Here is a 20,289-nt window from a genome sequence, read left to right as displayed (position 1 = left end):
CAAGGAGTGACTTCAATTGTCCACGCCCGAGCCAATAAAGTGGGAGAACGGCTCATTATATCTGTTAGATCAACGGAAAATACCGTTTGAGATATCTTACGTTAAATGTGTACACTACACAGATGTTGCTGAAGCCATTGAAGATATGATAGTTAGAGGGGCACCGGCAATAGGGATAGCAGCAGGTTATGGAGTGGTTCTGGCTGCCGAAGGGGGAATTTGTGGGGTTCAAAGTGCCATTGAGCGCCTTTCCAAGACCAGACCCACTGCAGTGAATCTGTTTTGGGCTCTTAAGAAAATGGAGGAGGCAACGGCAAGTTTTTTAAAGGCGACAGATTGCAAATACTCGAGCAGCGAATCGGTCGAAGCAAAGCTAAAAGATCATTTGCTTGAAACAGCTAACAAAATTCACCAAGAAGAAATACAAATAGAGAACTTAATCGCCTTTTATGGTCAAAGCCTTTTGCCTGAACGTTGTAATGTTCTAACGCATTGTAATGCAGGTTCCCTTGCCACGGGAGCTGTGGGCACAGCTCTTGGAATCATAAAGATGGGCAAGGCTATAGGAAAGGATATAAGGGTTTACTGCGACGAAACAAGGCCTTTGCTCCAAGGAGCCAGGTTGTCGGCTTGGGAGCTATGGACGGAAGGTCTGGATGTAACTGTGATATGCGACAACATGGCAGCCTTTTTGATGAAAAAGGGCGGAGTGGATCTTGTAATAGTGGGTGCCGACAGAATAGCATCAAATGGCGATACGGCAAATAAGATAGGTACTTATAATCTGGCCCTTTTATGTCGTCATCACGGAATTCCTTTTTATGTGGCAGCTCCAAGGAGCACCATAGATATGGATTTGGTCGATGGGGAAGCCATACCGATAGAAGAAAGAAAACCCGAAGAGGTGCGTTCCTTTGGCGGTGCAAAAATCTTCCTCGATGATATTTCCGTATGGAATCCTGCCTTCGACATTACTCCAAACGACATGGTTTCTGGCATAGTAACAGAAGTTGGTATACTAGAGAAACCTTATAAAAGATCGATACTTGAAGCGGCTTCCAAGTCTTTGTGTTTGGAAGATATAAAGAAGGCCGAAGAGTCAATTGGAAAATGGAGAAAGGGACGTTAAAATTTGCAACGAAATAACAAATCTGGGAGGCGGATAATATTATGGAGGAATACCGAATAGCAAATCCAGCTTTGGCAGACCAAGGCAAAATAAAGATTGCATGGGCATGGAATTTTATGCCTGTTTTAAAGCTTCTTCAAGAGAAATTTAAACCAGAACGCCACTTAAACGGTGTCAAGGTAGCTGCCTGCCTGCATCTTGAGGCGAAGACGGCGTGTCTTCTGATGGCTCTTAAGGCTTTGGGTGCCGAAGTCATGGCTGCCGGGAGCAATCCCCTATCAACACAGGACGATATTTGCGCAGCGCTGGTCGCCAACGGCATAAGGGTTTACAGCTGGCACGGAATGACAATGGACGAATATTATGGTAACCTGCATGCCCTGCTTGCCTGGTCTCCACAAATATTGATAGATGATGGAGGAGATTTGGTGACGCTTATTCACAAGGAGCGATCCGATCTCCTGCCTTATATAAAGGGCGGTTGTGAGGAGACAACTACAGGAATTAAGAGGCTGAAGGCGATGTCAAATGAGGGGATCCTGGCTTTTCCCATGCTAGCGGTCAATGATGCGTTGAGCAAACATCTCTTCGATAACCGATACGGAACAGGCCAATCTGTATGGGATGCTATATGCAGGCTGACCAATATGTTGATTGCCGGAAAGGAAGTCGTCGTATGCGGGTACGGATGGTGCGGAAGGGGGGTAGCCTCCAGGGCATCGGGGCTTGGAGCGCGAGTGACGATTGTCGAATCGGATCCCCATAGAGCTTTAGAGGCTTATATGGATGGTTTCAACGTAACCGACATGGCTACTGCAGCCCGAACAGGGGACATATTCGTAACTACCACGGGAAACATTAATGTGATCAGAAAAGAACATTTTGCCGTCATGAAAAATGGAGCAATTTTGGCAAATGCAGGTCACTTCGACGTCGAGATATCCTGTATAGATTTGGGTGAAATAGCGGCTAAAAAGTCAATAACGCGCCCCGGCGTAACGACATACACGACCCATGATGGGAGATCTTTGCATCTGTTGGTCGAGGGAAGGCTGGTAAACCTTGCCGGTGGAGATGGCCATCCCATCGAAATCATGGATCTATCCTTCGCACTTCAGCTATTATCGGTTCTTTATATTCATGAGAACGATCTCGAACCTGGACTTTACCCAGTTCCTTCCGAGATAGATAGGGCAGTGGCTTCCTATAAGCTAGAAGCTTTAGGTATTAGACTGGAAGAGATGACCCCCGAACAAGAGCAATATCTTGGAAGGTGGGAAGAATGACGACTTACAGCCCAAATGTCGCAAGTTGCTTAGAAGCTGACATAGTTTTTAGGGATGCTGTAGTACTGGATGGAGATCGTGAGAGGGCGGAAATATGTGATGTTGCAGTGTCCAAAGGTCGTATCTCATCGATATTGCCGAAAGGCCACGGGACGAAGATAAAGGCCAGAGAAGAATGTTTGTGTGAAAGTAAAAAGGCACTGTTGCCGGGATTCGTGAACGCCCATACCCATGTGGCTATGACGCTGTTGCGTGGCCTTGGCGAAGAGGCTCCCTTGAAAGATTGGTTAGAAAAACACATATGGCCTGTCGAGGGAAAGCTCAAGTCCAATCACATACGAATAGGCACCCAACTGGGAATTATAGAAATGATAAGTGCCGGAGTTACTTGCTTTGGTGACATGTATTTTCACATGGACGAAGTTGCAAATGCGGCCCTGGAAATAGGTGTGAGATGTGGACTTTGCCAGGGTTTAATCGGCAAAGATCCTCTCTTTTCGTTGAAGCTTAAGGAGGGTATTAAGCTTTACGATAATTGGCATGGCAAAAATGAAATGATAACCGTTCAGCTCGGTCCCCACGCACCTTATACCGTTTCGCCCAAGAAGTTGGCAAGAATAGCGGAAATTGCCAGAGGATTACATGCAGGGATACATACTCATTGGCTTGAGACGGAGTGGGAGAGAAATTATATTATAAACGAATTAAAACAGGATCCGATCGGCCTTTTATATGAGACGGGACTTGCCGATGTCGCATCCTTAGTTTTGGCTCATGGAGTATGGTTCCCCGCAGACAGGTTATCTGAGATTGCGAAGGATAACATAACCATTGTCCATAATCCAAGCAGCAATATGAAACTTGGAAGCGGATTTGCCCCCCTATCCCAGATGATCCAAAAAAGGGTAAATGTGGCATTAGGAAGTGACGGTGCTGCCAGCAACAACAGATTGGATCCTTGGCTTGAGATGCGGACGGCATCTCTTATCCAGAAGGGGTTGCACAAAGACCCTACATTGGTAAGGTCAAAAGAGGCAATCCAAATTGCTACTGTTAACGGCTATAAGGCTTTGGGCTTTTCGAAGGCGGGTGTGATAAGGGAAGATTGGAAGGCAGATTTTATTTTAGTCGATCTCGACAAACCCCATTACGTTGGTTGGGATTTACAAAACCTCGCCGGTTTTATTGTTTTTGCGGGAACCTCAAGGGATGTGTGGGGAACAGTTGTGAACGGCAAATGGGTGTATAGGAATGGCGAATACACGACTGTAGACTACGAAAGGGTCATCCATGATTCTAAAGTGGCCAGAAAGGATTTGTTGAACAATTAGCAGTCAATGAATTATAATTCAAGATCAAGTCTTGTGCTTGTAAAGAAGGGAGGCTTCATTTTATCGTGATAAAGCGAAGCGGAAAGGAATTACGAGAGCTATTTCTATCATATTTCGAGCAAAAAGAACATAAAAGGTTTCCAAGTTTCAGCCTTATTCCAGATGATCCAACCTTGCTGTTTACCATAGCGGGCATGGTTCCCTTTAAGCCCTATTTTTTGGGGTTGAAGAAACCTGAAGTTCTGAGAGCCACCACATCACAGAAATGTTTGAGGACCAACGACATAGAAAATGTAGGAAGGACCTCGAGGCATCATACGTTTTTCGAGATGTTGGGAAATTTCAGCTTTGGGGACTACTTCAAGGAACGAGCTATTCCATGGGCATGGGAATTTTTAACGGAAGTAATTGGTTTCGATCCGGAGAGAATGTATGCGACTATTTATTTGGACGACGACGAAGCCTTCGAAATTTGGAATAAAGTTGTTGGCCTCCCTGAGAGTAAAATTGTGCGCATGGGAGAGAAGGACAATTTTTGGGCTGCCGGCCCGATAGGTCCTTGCGGCCCCTGCTCGGAGCTGATATACGACCAAGGCCCGGCGTTTTCTTGCGGAAAGCCCGAATGTTTTGTAGGGTGCGATTGTGATAGGTATCTTGAAGTGTGGAATTTGGTGTTTATGCAATATAACAGGGACGAAGAAGGCAACCTTACACCTTTGCCAAAGAAAAACATTGACACGGGAATGGGATTGGAGCGTCTGGCATCTATTGTTCAGGGGGCCAGATCTGATTTCGAGACCGATCTGTTCCTGCCTTTAATTGAAAAGGTATCGCGCTTGTCAGGCGTCGAATATGCCGCAGATAAACGCTTCGATACGGCCATGCGGGTAATTGCCGATCATTTAAGGGCATTGGCATTCATGATAGCCGATGGCGTACTCCCCTCTAATGAGGGTAGAGGATATGTCCTTAGAAGGTTGCTCAGAAGGGCCTCGCGTTATGGAAGAGTGCTCGGCCTCGATAGGCCTTTTTTGATTGAACTGATGCCCGAATTGCTCGAGATCATGGCCGATCACTATAAAGAATTAGTGGAATATAGATCCACCATAGAATCTGTTATTAATCTGGAGGAGAAAAGGTTTAGCAGGACCTTAGATCAGGGGAGCGCTTTGCTTGAAGAGGAGATATCAAGGGTAGTAAGATCCGGTAGCTCAGTACTATCGGGAGAAACAGCTTTTACTTTATACGACACATATGGTTTTCCCCTTGAATTGACCGAAGAGATATGTCAAGAGCAAGGCATTGAAGTCGATAGAGAAGAATTTGAGAGATACATGGAGCGTCAGAGGGAAATGGCAAGAACTGCGAGCAAACAGCTTGCATCGATGGCGAATAAAGAAGTTCATACTGCCCTTTTGGCTAAATTTGGTCCGACGAAATTCGTAGGATATGAGAGCGATAAAGCTGAATCGAAAGTTTTGGCCATATTAAAGGATTCTCTGGAGGTAGAGGAAGCTCATGAAGGGGAAGAGGTAGAAATCTTGTTGGCTGAAACCCCTTTTTATGCCGAAAAGGGCGGACAGGTGGGAGATAAAGGATGGATAGAAACGTCCACGGGTAAATTGGAGGTGCTTGATACATATTACTATCACGATGTGCTTATAGCTCATCGTGTCAGGGTTAAGACGGGATATGTTTCAGCCGATGATGAAGCGAAAGCCAAGGTTGACCTTTCCCGAAGAAATGCCATTAGGCGCCACCATACCTCTACCCATATTATTCACGAAGGCTTAACGCGTGTCTTAGGCCCCCACATTCGTCAAGCAGGCTCTTACGTTTCTCCCAATTACTTACGGTTCGATTTTAACCATTTTGATGCAATATCTCGCGACGACATAATAAAAATAGAACAAATTGCTAATGAGGTTATACAGGCCAACATCAAGTTGAACATCTTCGAGACGTCAATGGAAGAAGCTAAGAAAATAGGTGCAAAGGCATTTTTCGATGAAAAATACGGGGATAGAGTTCGCGTCATTCAGATACCAGGTTATTGTGCTGAACTTTGCGGCGGATTGCACGTTAATGCTACAGGCGACATTGGCTTGATAAAAATAGTCAAAGAAGAAAGCATAGGATCGGGTTTGAGACGAATTACAGCCCTGGCAGGGATGGCAGCCGTAAGTCATTATCAAGAGTTGTTTGATCTTGTAGAAGAATTGACCTTAATTTCCGGTGTCGAATCAGGATCTTTAAAGGAGAAGTTTACCGATGTATTTCAGGAAATTAAAAATTTAAGAACAGAATTGCAAAGGTCTAATTTGAAACTTGCTTTGTCGCAATGTGATAAAATACTGTCTCAGCGCCAAATAGTAAATGGTTTTACCGTGTTGACAGGCAAATTCGAGGATTTGGATGCCGATATATTGCGCCAAGTTGGAGACCATCTCAAGAAGGGGCTCAAAAAGGTTTTACTGGTTTTAGGCAGCTCTTTTGAGGGGAAGGTAGTTCTTGTCGCCATGGCAGACGAGGATGCTGTAAGAGATGGTATACATGCCGGTAAATTTATCAATAGGGTTGCGAAAATAGTTGGCGGTGGAGGAGGAGGGAGACCTAATGTCGCCCAGGCCGGAGGAAAGGAAGTCGAGAAACTGGAAGATGCCCTAAATGCCGTACCTAGGATTTTAACCGAATTATTGGGGGTATAAGTCGATTGGAGCACATTTTGGCTTTAGATATAGGGAGCGTGCGTATAGGAATTGCAATCAGCGACCCCCTTGGCATATTTGCCCAAGGGGTTGGCTTTTTGAATGCCCAGGGCAGCTGGCTTGAAGATTTAGCCATGCTTATAAGAAAACATAATGTGAAAAAGGTAGTTATAGGGCTTCCCATTCGTACAAACGGAAAAAAAGACAGGGAAGCTGATGCTATCAGTGAGTTGACCGATAAATTGAAGGATAAATTTCCCGATATAACCTTTATTTTGTGGGATGAGCGATTTACCACAACTTTAGCGCAGAATTATTTGCGCGATAGCGGGATGTCGGGCAAGAAAAAAAGAAACAAAGTGGACATGATTGCTGCAACGGTGCTGCTTCAAAGTTATTTGGATTATAGTAATTTAACGAAGGATATCCCAAGTCGATGAAACATCAGGAGGAAAAAATGCACCTTCATAACAGAGGCAGAATTAAGCTGGTCGCCATCATAGGTCCTACCGCTGTCGGAAAAACGGCCATTTCCCTTAAGCTTGCGCCTGCTATCTCGGGCGAGATAATTTCCGTCGATTCTAGGCAGGTATATAGATATATGGACATTGGTACCGATAAGGCATCAAGAGAGGACAGATTGTGCATAGTACATCATATTATAGACGTTGCCGATCCCGATGAGACTTTTACGGCAGCCCGTTTTGTCGAAGAGGCAGCCAAGGCTATCGATAGAATTATCGCAAGAAAAAAGATACCGTTACTTGTTGGAGGAACGCCTTTTTACTACAGCGCTCTCCTTGGAGAAATTTTAACGGTTTCCATCGAAAGCGATCCTGAGATCAGGAAAAATTTGCTTCAAGAGGCGGAAATTAAAGGGAAAAAACACATGTACAATAAATTAGCGACAGTTGACCCCGATCTGGCTTTAAAAGTACACCCCAACGACTTGGTGAGAATTATACGAGGCCTTGAAATATTTCATACGACAGGCAAGCCTGCCTCATGGTGGCATAAACATGGAAAGAAAATAAAAAAACCTTACGATGTCCTCTATCTTGGTATAATTAGCCCTAGAGAATTAGCTTACAAAAATATAGAGTTAAGGGCGGAAAAGCAATTTCAAAGTGGACTAATCGAGGAGGTAAAATGGCTGCTGAAGAACGGATTTGACGAACGCTTCCATTCTATGCAAGGATTCGGATATAGGGAGGTTATTAAGTATATACGGGGAGTCTATAGCTTGGAAGAAGCACTATCGTACTACATAAAAGCCACGAAAGCCTTTTATAGAAGACAGATGACTTGGTTTAGGAAATTTAAACCCGCTTTATGGTATGATCTAAAGGAAGAGAACGAAGGAGAGGTTCTCGAAGATTTGAAAGGGAGAATTAAAAGACATTTGGGAGTTGTGTGAATTTGAATGAGATTGATAATAGGTAAACCATTGGGCTTCTGTTTTGGAGTGAAGAGGGCGATAGACGAGCTCGAAAAAGCGTTGAAGAAGTACGGAAACATCTATGCCCTGGGCAGCCCAATTCATAACGAGGAAGAAGTTAAAAGGTTGAAATCCTTGGGCCTTAGGTTGGTGGAGAGCGTAGAAGAATTGCCATCTCAGTCGATAGTTTTCATAAGAGCTCATGGCACCACTCCAGAAGTTCTTAAGCAGGCAAAATATAAAGGATGCACAATTATAGATGGTACATGCCCATCGGTAAAAAATGCTCAAGAGAAGGCGCGTCTTCTGTCCGAAGAGGGCTATGAAGTTGTAATCGTTGGAGATCCAAACCATCCTGAAGTTCAAAGTATCAAAGGTTGTGTATCTGCTTATGCTAGTGTGATAAATTCATCTAAGGATGTTGCAACTTTTCCCAATAAAGATAAAATAGGCGTGGTTTCTCAAACTACACAAGAAGAAGGGGCGTTACTCTCTGTAGTTAGCGCCCTAGTGCCCAAGGCTAGGGAATTGCGTGTTTACAATACTATTTGCAAGGCTACCTTGCATAGACAGGAAGCTGTAAGAAAATTGGCAGCCGATACGGAGGGAGTTATCGTTATTGGCGGGCATAACAGCACTAATACGGCGAAGCTTGTCGAAGTTGCCAAGAGGGAGGGGTGCGACGTTCTTTGGATAGCTAACCCCCAGGAGATAGACGAATCTTGGCTTTATGGCAAGCATATAATTGGAATAGCTGCTGGAGCTTCTACTCCAGATTGGCTAATAAAAGAAGTAATTAGTTTATTATCACGTAGGTAGTCAAGGAGGATGGTTGGTAATGGTTGAGGAAGAAAGGCGAGAAGGGCAAGAACATATCGAATCGGAAATGGCAGGCCCTTCCGCGCAAGAATCACAGGAAACAATGGAAGATCTCATTACGCAGCACGGACCTGAGAACATCCACAGAGGCAAGGTTGTCGAAGGGGTCATAATTGACAAAAGCGGCGACGGATGGCTGGTCGACATAGGTTTTAAATGCGAGGGTTTTTTGCCTAAGCGTGAATGGACGCATAGCATATTGGTGGATGATAACGCTGAGCCACGTATTGGCGATGAAGTGCGTGCAGAGGTCACCAAGGTAGTACAAGGAGAGGAATCTCAAGTTCTCTTAAGCAGGTGGCGTTTGCTTTTTGATGAAAGATGGGAAGCGCTGGAAAACGCATTGAAGCAGAGGGAAACAATTGCTGTAATGGGACTGCGGAAGGTAAAAGGAGGGCTTATAGTAAATGCCTATGGCCTTGAAGGTTTCGTGCCCATATCCCATCTGGCTGAAGAGGGCAAGTTGGTAAATCCATCTAAATTTGTAAACCAAGAAATCGAGGTAAAATTATTAGAGAAGGATCGAAGGAAGAGAAGGCTGATCTTTTCCAGGAGATTGCTCCTCGAAGAGGAATTGGCCCAAAAGAAAAAAGAATTCTTTGAAAACCTCGAAGAAGGAGATGTTCTGGAAGGTGTTGTGACGAGCATCACCTCCTTTGGGGCATTTGTCGATTTGGGCCCCGTAGAGGGATTGGTACACATAAGCGAACTTTCCTGGAGCAAAAACGTAAAACCGCGCGATGTCGTCAAGAAGGGCAGCAAGGTGAAGGTAAAAGTTTTGCATATCGATCCCGAGCAGGAAAAAATTTCATTGAGCATCAAACAAACTGAACCGGATCCCTGGGAAGTCATAGGCGAAAGCGTAACACCAGGCGACAAGATCCACGGCCGAATAACGAATACCGTAGATTTCGGTGCCTTTGTAGAGATTAAACCCGGAGTCGAAGGTTTGATTCACATTAGCGATATTTCTTGGGGGCATATAGATCATCCCAGGGAAGTTTTGAAAAAGGGACAGGACATAGAAGTGCAGGTATTGGATATCGATTTAGATCAAAAAAGAATCAGCCTAGGTTATAAGCAGCTTCATGACCCTTGGAGCACCATCATGGAGCGCTATCAGCAGGGACAGGATGTCACTGTTAGGGTTGTAAAAATTGTCGATTTCGGTGCCTTTGTCGAGATAGAAAGTGGAGTAGAAGGGCTTATACACATATCTCAGATATCGAGACGCCATATAGATGACGTTTCAAAAGTCCTAAAAAAAGGCGACGAGGTAAAAGCCAGGATATTGGAGATAGATCCCAATGAGAAGCGGATTAGATTAAGCATTAAGGCGCTGGAGGAGGAAGAAAAAGAACAGGTACAGCGGGAGGAAAGAGCCGAGGGGAAGAGCAGGGTAACGGAAAACAAGAACAATAACGTACAACAAACCGAAGAAGATGGCGCAATCGTTACTATAGGGGATGTTCTGAGGGATCAATTTAAAGTTTAGCTCTTCCATTCTCAATGTGTGCATGATATAATTGTGTATGCTATAATAAAGGAAATCAAGTTGGTACTAACGGTAACAAAGAGGCGCGTTTTTTTAGCGCCTCTTTGTTCGGGAAAGGGGCAATCTAACGGTGGCTATTTTGGAAGTAATAAAGTATCCAAACCCGATATTGCGTTCCACAAATAAAATCGTCACAGCTTTTAATGACGATTTAAAAAAATTGATAGAAGATATGTATGAAACTATGTATGCAAATGACGGATTGGGTTTAGCTGCCCCTCAAGTCGGGATCAATTTAATGGTTGCAGTGGTGGATTATGAAGGCAAGAAATACACTCTCGTCAACCCCGTTATTTTAGAAAAGAGGGGAGAACAAACAGGGCGGGAGGGATGCCTCAGCTTCCCAGAGGTCTTCGAAGATATCGAAAGGCCGGAAATAGTCAAAATCGAAGCCTTCGATGAAAATGGCGAAAAATATGCGATCGAAGCTTCTGGCTTGCTGGCTCGAGCCTTTTGCCACGAGATTGATCATTTGCACGGAAGGCTCATAATCGATATGGTGTCGCCCGTAAAGAGAAATATGATACAAAAAAAATTCAAAAGGCTAAAAAAGGGTGTAACACATTGAAGATGTGGTATATGGGATCAGGATCTTGGGGGGCGCAGTGCTTAAGGGAATTGGCGAAGCTATCATACAATCCTGAATTGGTTATAACGAGTGGGCCAAGGCCTTCAGGCAGAGGCTTAAGACGAAAACCGAATGATGTTGAAGAGATGGCGCATTGGTTGGATATAGAGGTAAGGCGAAGCGAGAATATCAATGACGACGTAATTATTAAGGATAAATTGATGTTAAATTCTCCCGAGTTAATAGTTATAATTGATTTTGGACAGAAGATCAAAGAACCCTTTCTGTCTACACCTAAGTTTGGCTGTATAAATTTACACCCTTCCCTTTTGCCCAAATACCGGGGAGCTGCTCCAATTCAAAGAGCGATAATGGATGGACAACAAATCACAGGGGTCACGGTATTTAGGCTAACTGATTCATTTGATGCCGGTCCTATTTTAGCTCAAAATAAAGTATACATTGATTTAGACGACACTGCCGGAACTTTAGGCGAAAAACTTCGTTGCAGAGGTATAGAACTTCTTATAAATACATTAGACGCCCTTCCAAAAGGAATTTACGAATTTAGAGAACAGGACGAATCGGAAGCGACATACGCCCCAAAAATAACTAATGAAGAGGCCCTTTTCGATTTTAACGAAGAGGCTTTGAAGATCCATAATAAGGTCAGAGCGCTTAATCCGGAACCGGGAGCATATACGCTTATAAACGACAAAAGGCTTAAGGTTTGGAGAACAAAACTGATCAACAACGATGAAGTCTTTGCTCCTGTTGGAACAATATTTAAGATTGTTGACGGTTTTCCCGCAGTGGCATGTGGAAAGGGTGCTGTTTTGCTCCTTGAAGTGCAACGAGAGGGTAAAAAGGTCGTTAATGGACGCTCCTTTTTAAATGGTTTGCGATTGCGTGAGGGGGATGTTTTGACTTGTTAATTTGGGATAATATCAGGCATGAAGCTTTAAAGAAATATAGATGGGGTAAAATAATTGCTGTAACCGGGAGGTTAGGCTCGGGAAAGACGGAGTTTTTGCTAAATCTGGCCAGCGCATTCAAAGCAAAAGGGGAAGAAATTACCATAGTTGACGTCGATATCACAAATCCTTACTTTTGCCTAAGAGATATAGCCTCGACTTTACAGAAAGAGGGTTATAAAGTCATCACTCCGCCGGGAGAAACGAAATGGAGCGATTTACCCCTTGTTAGTGCCGAAGTTCATAATGCCATTATGGACAACGGAAGGGTTTTGTTGGATATAGGTGGAGATGAAAAGGGCGCTCTAGCCCTTACACAACTTCTTCCCGAGATAAAACAACAGGACCACACGGTTTTGTATGTCGTCAATCCCTTTAGACCTATGAGTTCTACCGAAGAGGAAATAGAAAAGTTAAAACAGAACATCGAAAATGTTTCCGGTTTATCGATTGACGGCGTTATTTGTAATCCCCATTTGGGAAACGATACAGCAGTTGAAAATGTAGTTTCGGGGTATGAGGTGGTAAGAAATTATTCCATGAGGGACCAAATACCTCTGTATTATCTTAGCACCACGACCTCGAATTATGACGAAGTTGCAGAAAGGGTTAGAGATTCAGTTATTTGGCCTTTAACCCGAAAAATTCTAATGCCTTGGGAAAGGAGTGAGGTTTAAATGCCTAAAGGGCGAGTTGAGGTTTTGGAGGAAAAGTGCAAGAGCTGTGGTCTTTGTGTCGAAGCCTGTCCGAACAAGGTGCTCAAAATTTCCGATCGCATTAACAGTAAGGGCTACAGGCCCGCAGAGCAGTTCAAAGAAGGATGTGTTGCATGCAAAATGTGCGCAATGATGTGTCCTGATGTAGCAATCGAGGTATACCGCGTAGAATCTTAAATAAGTGGGGGTGTGATCAGTGTCCAATCGAGTTTTAATGAAAGGCAACGAAGCTTTTGCCGAAGCCGCCGTGCAAGCGGGATGTAAATATTTCTTCGGATATCCGATAACGCCGCAGAACGAAATACCGGAATACATGTCGAAGAGATTGCCTGAAGTTGGTGGGGTATACCTTCAAGCGGAGAGCGAAGTTGCCGGAATTAATATGATCTTTGGGGCAGCGGGAACTGGTTTTAGGACCTTAATCTCCTCATCGAGCCCCGGGATTTCTTTGATGAGCGAAGGGATAAGCTACATTACAGCTGCGGAGTTACCCTGTGTCATCATAAATGTGATGCGCGGGGGGCCGGGTTTAGGCGGTATCTTGCCCGCTCAATCAGATTACTTTCAGGCGACCAAGGGCGGTGGCCATGGTGATTACAGATTATTGACCCTTGCTCCGGGAACTTTACAGGAAGCCACGGAATTTATAATGATGGCTTTCGATTTAGCAGAATATTACCGCAATCCGGTCATGATATTGGCCGACGGGTTCATGGGGCAGATGATGGAGGCAATAGAATTTAAAAAGGTAAAACTGAATTACGATATTCCCGATCCGAAGGAATGGGCAATAGGATATATGGCCGAAAGAGGCAAGAGAGCTTTAATAAAGAGCTTATCCTTAGACCCCGAGATGCTTGAGAAACACAATCAAAAACTTCAAGAAAAATATCGCAGGATGGAAGAGAAAGAAGTGCGATACGAGTCTGTTGGCGTAGAAGATGCCGATGTAGTAATTGCTGCATATGGGACCACTGCAAGAATTGCCAAGTCCTCGATAAAGAAATTGAGGGATCAGGGCATGAAAGTTGGTTTAATAAGACCGCAAAGCCTGTATCCCTTCCCTTACAAACCATTTAACGATCTTCCCGATGGAGTCAAACACGTTTTGGTCGTTGAGATGAGCTGTGGCCAAATGATAGAGGACGTGAAGCTGGGTGTGCAGGGCAAGGTTCCGGTTAGCTTTTACGGAAGGTGCGGCGGAATGGCACCATCGGTCGAAGAGATCGAAGAAGCCGCTAAGAAACTGCTAGGTTAATATAGGGGGGACAGAGATGGCTGAAGTGAAGATATTTGAGCGCCCTAAATCAATGACCGATGTTTCAACACACTACTGTCCGGGATGCACTCATGGCATCGTTCATCGCTTAGTAGCCGAAGTTATAGATGAGCTTGGAATCCAGGAGAAGACAGCTGGCGTAGCACCAGTTGGCTGTGCTGTGTTGCTGTATAATTACATCAATACAGATATGTATGAGGCGGCCCATGGAAGAGCTCCTGCAGTTGCCACAGGCTGCAAGAGAGTAAGGCCGGATTTGACGGTTTTCACCTATCAAGGAGATGGGGATCTTGCTTCTATAGGTGCGGCTGAGATAGTACATGCTGCCAATAGAGGCGAAAATATAACTGTTATCTTTATCAATAATGCAATATATGGCATGACTGGTGGCCAAATGGCCCCAACGACACTTCTTAAGCAAAGAACTACCACTTGTCCCTTCGGAAGGGATCCAAAGGCAAATGGTTATCCTATAAGAGTGGCAGAAATGCTCGCAACATTGGAGGCTCCGGGCTATATAGCTCGCGTTACCGTGGCAAGGCCAAAGTACGTAATAAAGGCAAAGGAAGCCATTAAAAAAGCCTTCCAAACCCAGATCGACGGTAAGGGCTTTTCTTTAGTGGAAGTCCTTTCTACATGCCCGACCAACTGGGGTATGCGGCCCACAGAAGCCTTGAAATGGCTAGAGGAGAATATGATCCCTTACTATCCCTTGGGCGAGTTTAAGCTCCCTAATTAAGGTAGGTGAATCGGATGAGCTTTTATAGAGAAATGATTGCAGCAGGATTTGGTGGCCAAGGGGTAATGCTTCTAGGTCAAATAGTTGCTCATGCGGCCTTAAACGAGGGCAATAATGTGATGTGGATTCCCTCTTATGGACCGGAAATGCGTGGTGGTACGGCTAATTGCAGTGTCATCGTAAGCGATGGTGAGGTAGCTTCTCCCCTGGTGTCTTCTCCTGATGTCCTGATCATCATGAATCAGCCTTCCCTTGCGAAGTTCGTGGGAAACTTAAGAAAGGGAGGGATTTTAATTTACAATGAAGATCTCGTCACTTACGATGATCCGCGGGATGATATAAATATAGTGAAAGTGAAGGCGAACAGCATCGCTATGGAATTGGGCAACGAGAAGGTAGCAAACATCGTAGTTCTGGGGGCTTTGGCGGAAGCTGCCGATATAGCTTCAGTGGATGCCCTTAAAGAAGCTGTAAAAGAAATATTGGGTGCGAAAAAGGCCCATCTTCTTGAGATCAACATGAAAGCTTTTGAAAAGGGGCAGGAAGTTGGTAAGCAACACGTAGCCCAGGCCAATTCTTAATCATGGATAAAGACGAGCAATGTATATCTTCTAGGGAAGTTTATAGTGGAAAGATAGTAAAATTAAGCGTCGATGAAGTAAGGTTGTCCAATGGCCACGTAACCAGAAGAGAAGTGGTCAAACATGCTCCGGCGGTGGCAATTCTGGCTGTTAATGACAAAGGCGAAATTGTGTTAGTTCGCCAATTCAGATATGCGACAGGAAGAGAGTTGCTGGAAGTACCTGCCGGGATAATGGAAGAAGGAGAATCGCCAGCGGAGACGGCAAAGCGCGAACTTAGGGAAGAGGTTGGATACGATGCGAGAAATATAGAACACATCGCTAGTTTTTACTCTTCTCCCGGTTTTGCGAACGAGATAATTCATCTTTTCTATGCAACGGAAATATTTCCTTCTAAGTTAGATGGCGATGAAGATGAAATAATAGAAAAGGTGATAGTTGCTCCTAAAGAGTGCCAACGCCTTATCGAAGACAAAAAAATTGAGGACGCAAAAACTTTTGCAGCGTTAATGTGGTATCTGAATCGTCGCAGGGATCAATGATTATTTGCAATCCCTTATCCCGGAGAAAAGAGCTTTTAGGCTCAATTTTAATGTAAAATAAACCTACGCCCTTTGAACATAGGGGGCGTAGGTTTATTTTAAAGGGAGATGATAGAGGTGCCTGAAGAAAGTCATAAGCTGGTCCGCGACTTTGCAGGCTACCTACGCCTGGAAAGGGGTTATAGCGAAAACACCATAGAAGCTTACATGACCGATATAGCCAAATGGATCAAGTTTTGCAGCAATCAAAATCTGGATCCAATCCCTCCCAGGCACGAATATATGTCACGTTTTTTAAAGGCGATGGCATCGGAAGGAAAATCCAAAGCTTCCCTGCAGCGATATGCCGCGGCTATACGATCTTGGAATCGCTATCTGACCATAGAAGGGTGGGTTGACGGCGAACAGTGGTTGCCATCATTGCCCTCTAAGGAGCAAAAGTTGCCTCGAATTTTGAGCGAAGGAGAAATAGAGCGCCTGATTTCCTCCTGCAGAGACGGATCTGTTCTTGGGGGGCGAGATGAAGCTTTGTTTGAATTGGCTTACGGTTGTGGATTAAGAGCCTCAGAGGTTTGTTCTCTAGCCCTTGAAGATATAGACTGGCGTGCCGGAACCCTTAGAGTGATAGGAAAAGGCGATAAGGAAAGGGTAGTTCCTTTACTTGGTTCCGTGAAAGAAAAGTTGAGACATTATGTCGATGCCATACGGCCACTTCTCAACAGGAGAGAAGAACGTTGGTTATTTTTGACAAGGACGGGAAGAAAACTGCATAGAGAGGACCTGTGGAGGATTATTCGGCGAAGAGGAAAGACAGCAGGAATACCGTCCGTAAGGCTTCATCCCCACGTGTTGCGTCATTCGCTGGCTACTCATATGTTGAGGCGGGGACTGGATCTAAGAACACTACAGGAACTTTTAGGCCATGCTTCAATATCAACTACGGAACGATATACTCATCTTGATTTGGAGCTACGCGACATATACGATAAATGCCATCCCAGAGCTTAACCCATGATTGGAGGTTTTCCATTGAGGACTTTTATAATAATTCTAGACGGGTACGGCATAGGAGAGTCTCCTGACGCGAATTGTTACGGTGATGAAGGCAGCAATACTGCCTATCATGTGGCTTTAGCTATGGGAGGCATTAATTTGGTTAACCTCGGTAAATTGGGGTTGCCCTTAATTGTCGATTTGCCAGGAACGGCCGCCATGTGGCCTCCTTTGGCAGCTGTTGGAAGGCTGCGCGAGCTTTCGGCTGGCAAAGATACGACGACGGGGCATTGGGAACTGTCAGGAATTATTTTAACCAAACCCTTTCCAACTTTCCCAAAAGGTTTTCCAAACGAAGTAATAGAAAGCTTTAAAAAAGCAATCGGTAGAGACATCTTGGGCAATTATCCCGCTTCGGGAACGGTAATTATAGAAGATCTCGGTCCGGAACATCTGAAGACCGGTTACCCCATAGTCTATACGTCTGCGGATAGCGTCTTTCAGATTGCTGCGCATGAAGATGTAGTACCCGTTGAAACCTTATACGAATGGTGTAGGATAGCGCGTAATTTACTGCATGGTCCAAATGGCGTGGCTCGCGTTATAGCTAGGCCCTTTGCAGGAACTCCTGGGAAGTTTTACAGAACACCGCGTAGAAGGGATTTTTCGCTCCCCCCGCCTAAGGACACGCTTCTTGACAAGCTGTCGATGAGCGGTTATGACGTTATAACTTTAGGCAAGCTCGACGACATTTTCGCCAATCGCGGCATCACGAAGCCAATTCACTGCTCTAATAACGATGAATGTATGGAATACCTCAAGGAGTACCAAGATAGAGACTTTAACGGGTTGCTATTTTGCAATTTAATTGACTTCGACATGAAATACGGTCATCGCAATGATCCTCCCGGTTATGCTAAAGCTTTGCTCAAGTTCGACGATTGGCTCGTGACATTTATAGAGGGCATGCGACCGACTGACTTATTAATTATCTCTGCCGATCATGGTAATGATCCGCTCACGAAAAGCACTGACCATAGTAGAGAATATGTTCCATTGCTATTCTATGGGGACATGGTTCGCCCAGGAAACTTCGGGACCTGCAACGGATTTTGTTGTCTTGGGAAGACTTTGGCGGATATTTATGGAGTTGATGGTAGGGAATTGGATGGCATATCTTTGGCTCCTGAGATCTTAAAGCGCTCGATATTACATAATGAGGAGTGAGCATTCTTGACATACAGGGAAAAAATAGTTGAAGCAGTGAATTTTCTGCAGGAAAATATTCCAAAAACTCCAGAGATGGCTATAGTCTTGGGTTCCGGTCTTGGCGATTTCGTCGAAGAAATTGAAAGTTCGATAGTAATACCCTACAAAGACATTCCCTTTTGGCCCGAATCCACTGTTCCCGGCCACGCCGGGCAGCTGGTCTGCGGAAATATAGGTAAAAATTACGTCGTAACGATGAATGGGAGGGTGCACTATTACGAAGGCTATTCCATGGATGAAGTGACTTTTCCTGTACGCGTTTGCGGCATGCTTGGTGTGAAAACTCTAATATTGACCAACGCCTCCGGAGGAATCAATTACGGGCTGTCTCCGGGCGATCTGGTGTTGACATATGATCACATAAACTTCATGGGCGTCAATCCTTTGAGAAGAAAAGATTTAGATGGTTTTGAGCCGCGGTTTCCGGATATGACCTTTCTTTACGATGAAGAATTAATGAAGCTTTGCGAAAAAATAGCGTCCGATAACGGCATATCGTTAAAACGGGGTGTATACATAGCCTTCAGCGGGCCTTCTTTTGAGACTCCTGCTGAGATCAGAATGGCACGAATAATGGGAGCAGATGTGGTGGGCATGTCTACCGTTCCGGAAGCCATGGTGGCGAGGCAGATGGGCATGAGAGTATGTGCCATTTCATGCGTTGCGAATTATGCTGCAGGGATGGAGGCCAAACCGTTAACCCATGAAGAAGTGTTGGAAGAAATGAAAAAAGCATCTAAAAAATTAAAGATCCTTTTACGTGGTCTTTGCAATTACTGTAGCGGGAAGGCATGCAAAGAGTAATCATAATTTCAAACGCATCCATTCGTTGTGCTCGAGGTCGATCCACAACAGATGATCCGTCAATAACTCCTCTTTTTTTAAAAGTAGCTTAATAGCTTCGTTGGCTTGCAAAGTAGCTATTAAGGCTGGTGTTTGGGGAGGGTTGCCGAGTTTTACCTCTATTCCTTTGTCTGGAGCGTCGTTACCTAAAGCTTCCAAGGGATGCGACTCTCCAGGCATGACCACCTTCAGTTGTCCCACAAATCCTCCTATGGCACCGTGAACGACAGGTATTCCTTTTTCTTTGCAGACTTGGAAAAGATGGAATCTGGAGCGGTTGTTGTCCAAAGCGTCTATAGCTAGATCCATTCCATCCACCAACCCTTGGGCCGTACTTTCGTCGAGCATGCACGAACAGGCTTCCGCTTCAATCCCGGAGTTTATATTTTTAACCCTTTTGGCAGCAACAAGAGCTTTGGGTTTATATAGATCATTTTCGGTTGCAATGATTTGCCTATTTAGGTTGTGTGGTTCGAAACGATCGCCATCTACCAATCGGAGATATCCAATGCCTGCTCGTGCCAATATTTCTATGTTCCACCCACCTAAGCCGCCACAGCCTACTATAAGGATTTTGCTCTTCAATAAAATGAGTTGTCCGGATATTCCGTAAGTGCCAATGTTTCTCTCGTAACGTTCGGGAATTAAGCCGTTTTCGAGAAGCTCTATTTCTATCGATTTGACGGGCGTCTTGTATTCCTCCGATATAATTTTTATAGATTCAAAAGGAATAACGACGTTATCGTTCTTTCTGTAGCTTTCGGCCTTCAGTTTTTCTATAATATCCGTCATCATATATCAGACCTCCTATCGGCAATGAAATGAAAGGAGCATTATTGGGTTGAACAAAATATTTGTCAATTATATGCCTCTAGTGTTGAAGATGGCTTCTATGCTGTCTAACGGCGACCCACATTTGAAAGAAGATTTGGTTCAAGAAGGTTATATAGGATTATATCACGCTATTAGAAAATATGATGAAAATAGAGGGCATTTTCCCGCATTTGCAAGAACCTGCGTCCGTAATGCCATGATATCCTACTTGAGAAAAAACAAGACGAAGGATTACGTTTCTTTGGACGCAGCAGCGGAAGTATCGGACGATTTGGACGTGGATGAGAAGTTGAAACAAAAGGAATTTTTGAAAGATCTGTTCGATTTGTTGACGTCAATGGAGAGGGAGGCTTTAAGGGCCCTCCTAATCAGCGGCAACATCGCAGACGCTGCGAATCTTTTGTCATGGCCGTACAAAAAGATGGAGAATGCCATAACAAGGGTCAGGAAGAAAGCAAGGCTTTTAATGAAACTGGACAAGGAAGGGGAATGACTATAAGATTTAAGGGATCGAGGAGGCGGTTGGTCGCTGGTGCGGCCCCCAGACTTCAAATCTGGTGTGGGTCAGTGAGGGCTGGCCCGGGTGGGTTCGATTCCCACGCGCCTCCGCCAAGGAGGATTAACC

At 44.7% G+C, this 20,289-nt stretch carries 21 protein-coding genes and 1 tRNA gene; 21 read left to right on the top strand and 1 reads right to left on the bottom strand.

What is annotated here, in order from left to right; genetic code table 11:
* The first annotated feature begins 16 nt into the window (after window positions 1–16).
* From mtnA to B3N34_RS05465, 19 genes are all read left to right on the top strand, one after another.
* Window positions 17–1,129: an S-methyl-5-thioribose-1-phosphate isomerase gene (gene mtnA / locus B3N34_RS05555; RefSeq protein WP_286975611.1), complete on the top strand. Its 1,113-nt coding sequence runs from the start codon at window positions 17–19 to the stop codon at window positions 1,127–1,129.
* Window positions 1,130–1,170: 41 nt separating this feature from the next.
* Window positions 1,171–2,415: an adenosylhomocysteinase gene (locus B3N34_RS05550; RefSeq protein WP_286975609.1), complete on the top strand. Its 1,245-nt coding sequence runs from the start codon at window positions 1,171–1,173 to the stop codon at window positions 2,413–2,415.
* Complete coding sequence (locus B3N34_RS05545) at window positions 2,412–3,746, top strand: amidohydrolase (protein ID WP_286975606.1); 1,335 nt, start codon at window positions 2,412–2,414, stop codon at window positions 3,744–3,746. Before B3N34_RS05550 ends, B3N34_RS05545 begins: the two co-directional genes overlap by 4 nt.
* A 65-nt stretch (window positions 3,747–3,811) precedes the next feature.
* Window positions 3,812–6,454 carry an alanine--tRNA ligase gene (alaS, locus tag B3N34_RS05540; RefSeq protein WP_286975603.1) on the top strand — a complete coding sequence of 881 codons (2,643 nt, stop codon included), beginning with the start codon at window positions 3,812–3,814 and terminating at the stop codon, window positions 6,452–6,454.
* A gap of 5 nt (window positions 6,455–6,459) precedes the next feature.
* Entirely contained in the window at window positions 6,460–6,894 is a 435-nt protein-coding gene (ruvX, locus tag B3N34_RS05535) for a Holliday junction resolvase RuvX (protein ID WP_286975600.1), read from the top strand.
* A 17-nt stretch (window positions 6,895–6,911) separates the two neighbouring features.
* Window positions 6,912–7,871 (top strand): tRNA (adenosine(37)-N6)-dimethylallyltransferase MiaA, encoded by a 960-nt coding sequence (gene miaA / locus B3N34_RS05530; protein WP_286975597.1) that lies wholly within the window; start codon window positions 6,912–6,914, stop codon window positions 7,869–7,871.
* Between the two features lie 6 nt (window positions 7,872–7,877).
* A complete protein-coding gene (ispH, locus tag B3N34_RS05525) occupies window positions 7,878–8,711 on the top strand; it encodes a 4-hydroxy-3-methylbut-2-enyl diphosphate reductase (protein ID WP_286975595.1) in 834 nt (277 codons plus the stop codon).
* A gap of 19 nt (window positions 8,712–8,730) precedes the next feature.
* A complete protein-coding gene (locus B3N34_RS05520; RefSeq protein WP_286975592.1) occupies window positions 8,731–10,266 on the top strand; it encodes a S1 RNA-binding domain-containing protein in 1,536 nt (511 codons plus the stop codon).
* Window positions 10,267–10,396: 130 nt separating this feature from the next.
* Complete coding sequence (def, locus tag B3N34_RS05515; protein ID WP_286975590.1) at window positions 10,397–10,894, top strand: peptide deformylase; 498 nt, start codon at window positions 10,397–10,399, stop codon at window positions 10,892–10,894.
* 2 nt (window positions 10,895–10,896) lie between these two features.
* Window positions 10,897–11,829, top strand: a complete 933-nt coding sequence (gene fmt, locus B3N34_RS05510) for a methionyl-tRNA formyltransferase (RefSeq protein ID WP_286975693.1) — start codon at window positions 10,897–10,899, stop codon at window positions 11,827–11,829.
* Complete coding sequence (locus tag B3N34_RS05505; RefSeq protein WP_286975588.1) at window positions 11,823–12,545, top strand: hypothetical protein; 723 nt, start codon at window positions 11,823–11,825, stop codon at window positions 12,543–12,545. The genes fmt and B3N34_RS05505 overlap by 7 nt, the downstream gene beginning before the upstream one ends.
* Complete coding sequence (locus B3N34_RS05500; protein WP_009201166.1) at window positions 12,546–12,761, top strand: 4Fe-4S dicluster domain-containing protein; 216 nt, start codon at window positions 12,546–12,548, stop codon at window positions 12,759–12,761.
* Between the two features lie 19 nt (window positions 12,762–12,780).
* Complete coding sequence (gene vorB, locus B3N34_RS05495) at window positions 12,781–13,842, top strand: 3-methyl-2-oxobutanoate dehydrogenase subunit VorB (RefSeq protein ID WP_286975587.1); 1,062 nt, start codon at window positions 12,781–12,783, stop codon at window positions 13,840–13,842.
* Between the two features lie 16 nt (window positions 13,843–13,858).
* Complete coding sequence (locus B3N34_RS05490; RefSeq protein ID WP_213697800.1) at window positions 13,859–14,602, top strand: thiamine pyrophosphate-dependent enzyme; 744 nt, start codon at window positions 13,859–13,861, stop codon at window positions 14,600–14,602.
* A 14-nt stretch (window positions 14,603–14,616) separates the two neighbouring features.
* The gene (locus B3N34_RS05485; RefSeq protein WP_286975585.1) at window positions 14,617–15,183 is read left to right on the top strand and encodes a 2-oxoacid:acceptor oxidoreductase family protein; all 567 of its coding nucleotides are present in this window, start codon (window positions 14,617–14,619) and stop codon (window positions 15,181–15,183) included.
* 2 nt (window positions 15,184–15,185) lie between these two features.
* A complete protein-coding gene (locus B3N34_RS05480; RefSeq protein ID WP_286975584.1) occupies window positions 15,186–15,725 on the top strand; it encodes an NUDIX hydrolase in 540 nt (179 codons plus the stop codon).
* Window positions 15,726–15,833: 108 nt separating this feature from the next.
* The gene (locus B3N34_RS05475) at window positions 15,834–16,733 is read left to right on the top strand and encodes a tyrosine-type recombinase/integrase (RefSeq protein WP_286975582.1); all 900 of its coding nucleotides are present in this window, start codon (window positions 15,834–15,836) and stop codon (window positions 16,731–16,733) included.
* A 21-nt stretch (window positions 16,734–16,754) separates the two neighbouring features.
* Window positions 16,755–17,945 (top strand): phosphopentomutase, encoded by a 1,191-nt coding sequence (locus B3N34_RS05470; protein ID WP_286975581.1) that lies wholly within the window; start codon window positions 16,755–16,757, stop codon window positions 17,943–17,945.
* A 6-nt stretch (window positions 17,946–17,951) separates the two neighbouring features.
* Entirely contained in the window at window positions 17,952–18,791 is an 840-nt protein-coding gene (locus tag B3N34_RS05465; protein ID WP_213697805.1) for a purine-nucleoside phosphorylase, read from the top strand.
* Here B3N34_RS05465 and B3N34_RS05460 read toward each other — a convergent pair whose 3' ends face one another.
* On the bottom strand, window positions 18,792–19,625 hold the full coding sequence (locus B3N34_RS05460; RefSeq protein ID WP_286975578.1) for a HesA/MoeB/ThiF family protein: 834 nt from the start codon (window positions 19,623–19,625) through the stop codon (window positions 18,792–18,794).
* A gap of 46 nt (window positions 19,626–19,671) precedes the next feature.
* On the opposite strand from B3N34_RS05460, the gene B3N34_RS05455 reads away from it, so the two are divergent.
* Window positions 19,672–20,157: a sigma-70 family RNA polymerase sigma factor gene (locus B3N34_RS05455; protein ID WP_273002348.1), complete on the top strand. Its 486-nt coding sequence runs from the start codon at window positions 19,672–19,674 to the stop codon at window positions 20,155–20,157.
* A gap of 21 nt (window positions 20,158–20,178) precedes the next feature.
* Window positions 20,179–20,276 (top strand) — tRNA-Sec (locus tag B3N34_RS05450).
* Window positions 20,277–20,289 lie beyond the last annotated feature (13 nt).

The organism is Acetomicrobium sp. UBA5826 (genome assembly GCF_002433005.1).
In the GTDB taxonomy this organism is placed as follows: domain Bacteria; phylum Synergistota; class Synergistia; order Synergistales; family Acetomicrobiaceae; genus Acetomicrobium.
This window is presented reverse-complemented; position numbering and strand designations above follow the sequence as displayed.

What these genes read in the sequence shown, in the direction of transcription:
- B3N34_RS05490 (WP_213697800.1), top strand. Translation starts at nt 13,859, where the DNA reads ATGGCTGAAGTGAAGATATTTGAGCGCCCTAAATCAATGACCGATGTT.
- B3N34_RS05550 (WP_286975609.1), top strand. Translation starts at nt 1,171, where the DNA reads ATGGAGGAATACCGAATAGCAAATCCAGCTTTGGCAGACCAAGGCAAA.
- ispH (WP_286975595.1), top strand. Translation starts at nt 7,878, where the DNA reads ATGAGATTGATAATAGGTAAACCATTGGGCTTCTGTTTTGGAGTGAAG.
- B3N34_RS05545 (WP_286975606.1), top strand. Translation starts at nt 2,412, where the DNA reads ATGACGACTTACAGCCCAAATGTCGCAAGTTGCTTAGAAGCTGACATA.
- fmt (WP_286975693.1), top strand. Translation starts at nt 10,897, where the DNA reads ATGTGGTATATGGGATCAGGATCTTGGGGGGCGCAGTGCTTAAGGGAA.
- B3N34_RS05475 (WP_286975582.1), top strand. Translation starts at nt 15,834, where the DNA reads ATGATAGAGGTGCCTGAAGAAAGTCATAAGCTGGTCCGCGACTTTGCA.
- B3N34_RS05485 (WP_286975585.1), top strand. Translation starts at nt 14,617, where the DNA reads ATGAGCTTTTATAGAGAAATGATTGCAGCAGGATTTGGTGGCCAAGGG.
- B3N34_RS05520 (WP_286975592.1), top strand. Translation starts at nt 8,731, where the DNA reads ATGGTTGAGGAAGAAAGGCGAGAAGGGCAAGAACATATCGAATCGGAA.
- B3N34_RS05460 (WP_286975578.1), bottom strand. Translation starts at nt 19,625, where the DNA reads ATGATGACGGATATTATAGAAAAACTGAAGGCCGAAAGCTACAGAAAG.
- B3N34_RS05500 (WP_009201166.1), top strand. Translation starts at nt 12,546, where the DNA reads ATGCCTAAAGGGCGAGTTGAGGTTTTGGAGGAAAAGTGCAAGAGCTGT.
- B3N34_RS05480 (WP_286975584.1), top strand. Translation starts at nt 15,186, where the DNA reads ATGGATAAAGACGAGCAATGTATATCTTCTAGGGAAGTTTATAGTGGA.
- miaA (WP_286975597.1), top strand. Translation starts at nt 6,912, where the DNA reads ATGCACCTTCATAACAGAGGCAGAATTAAGCTGGTCGCCATCATAGGT.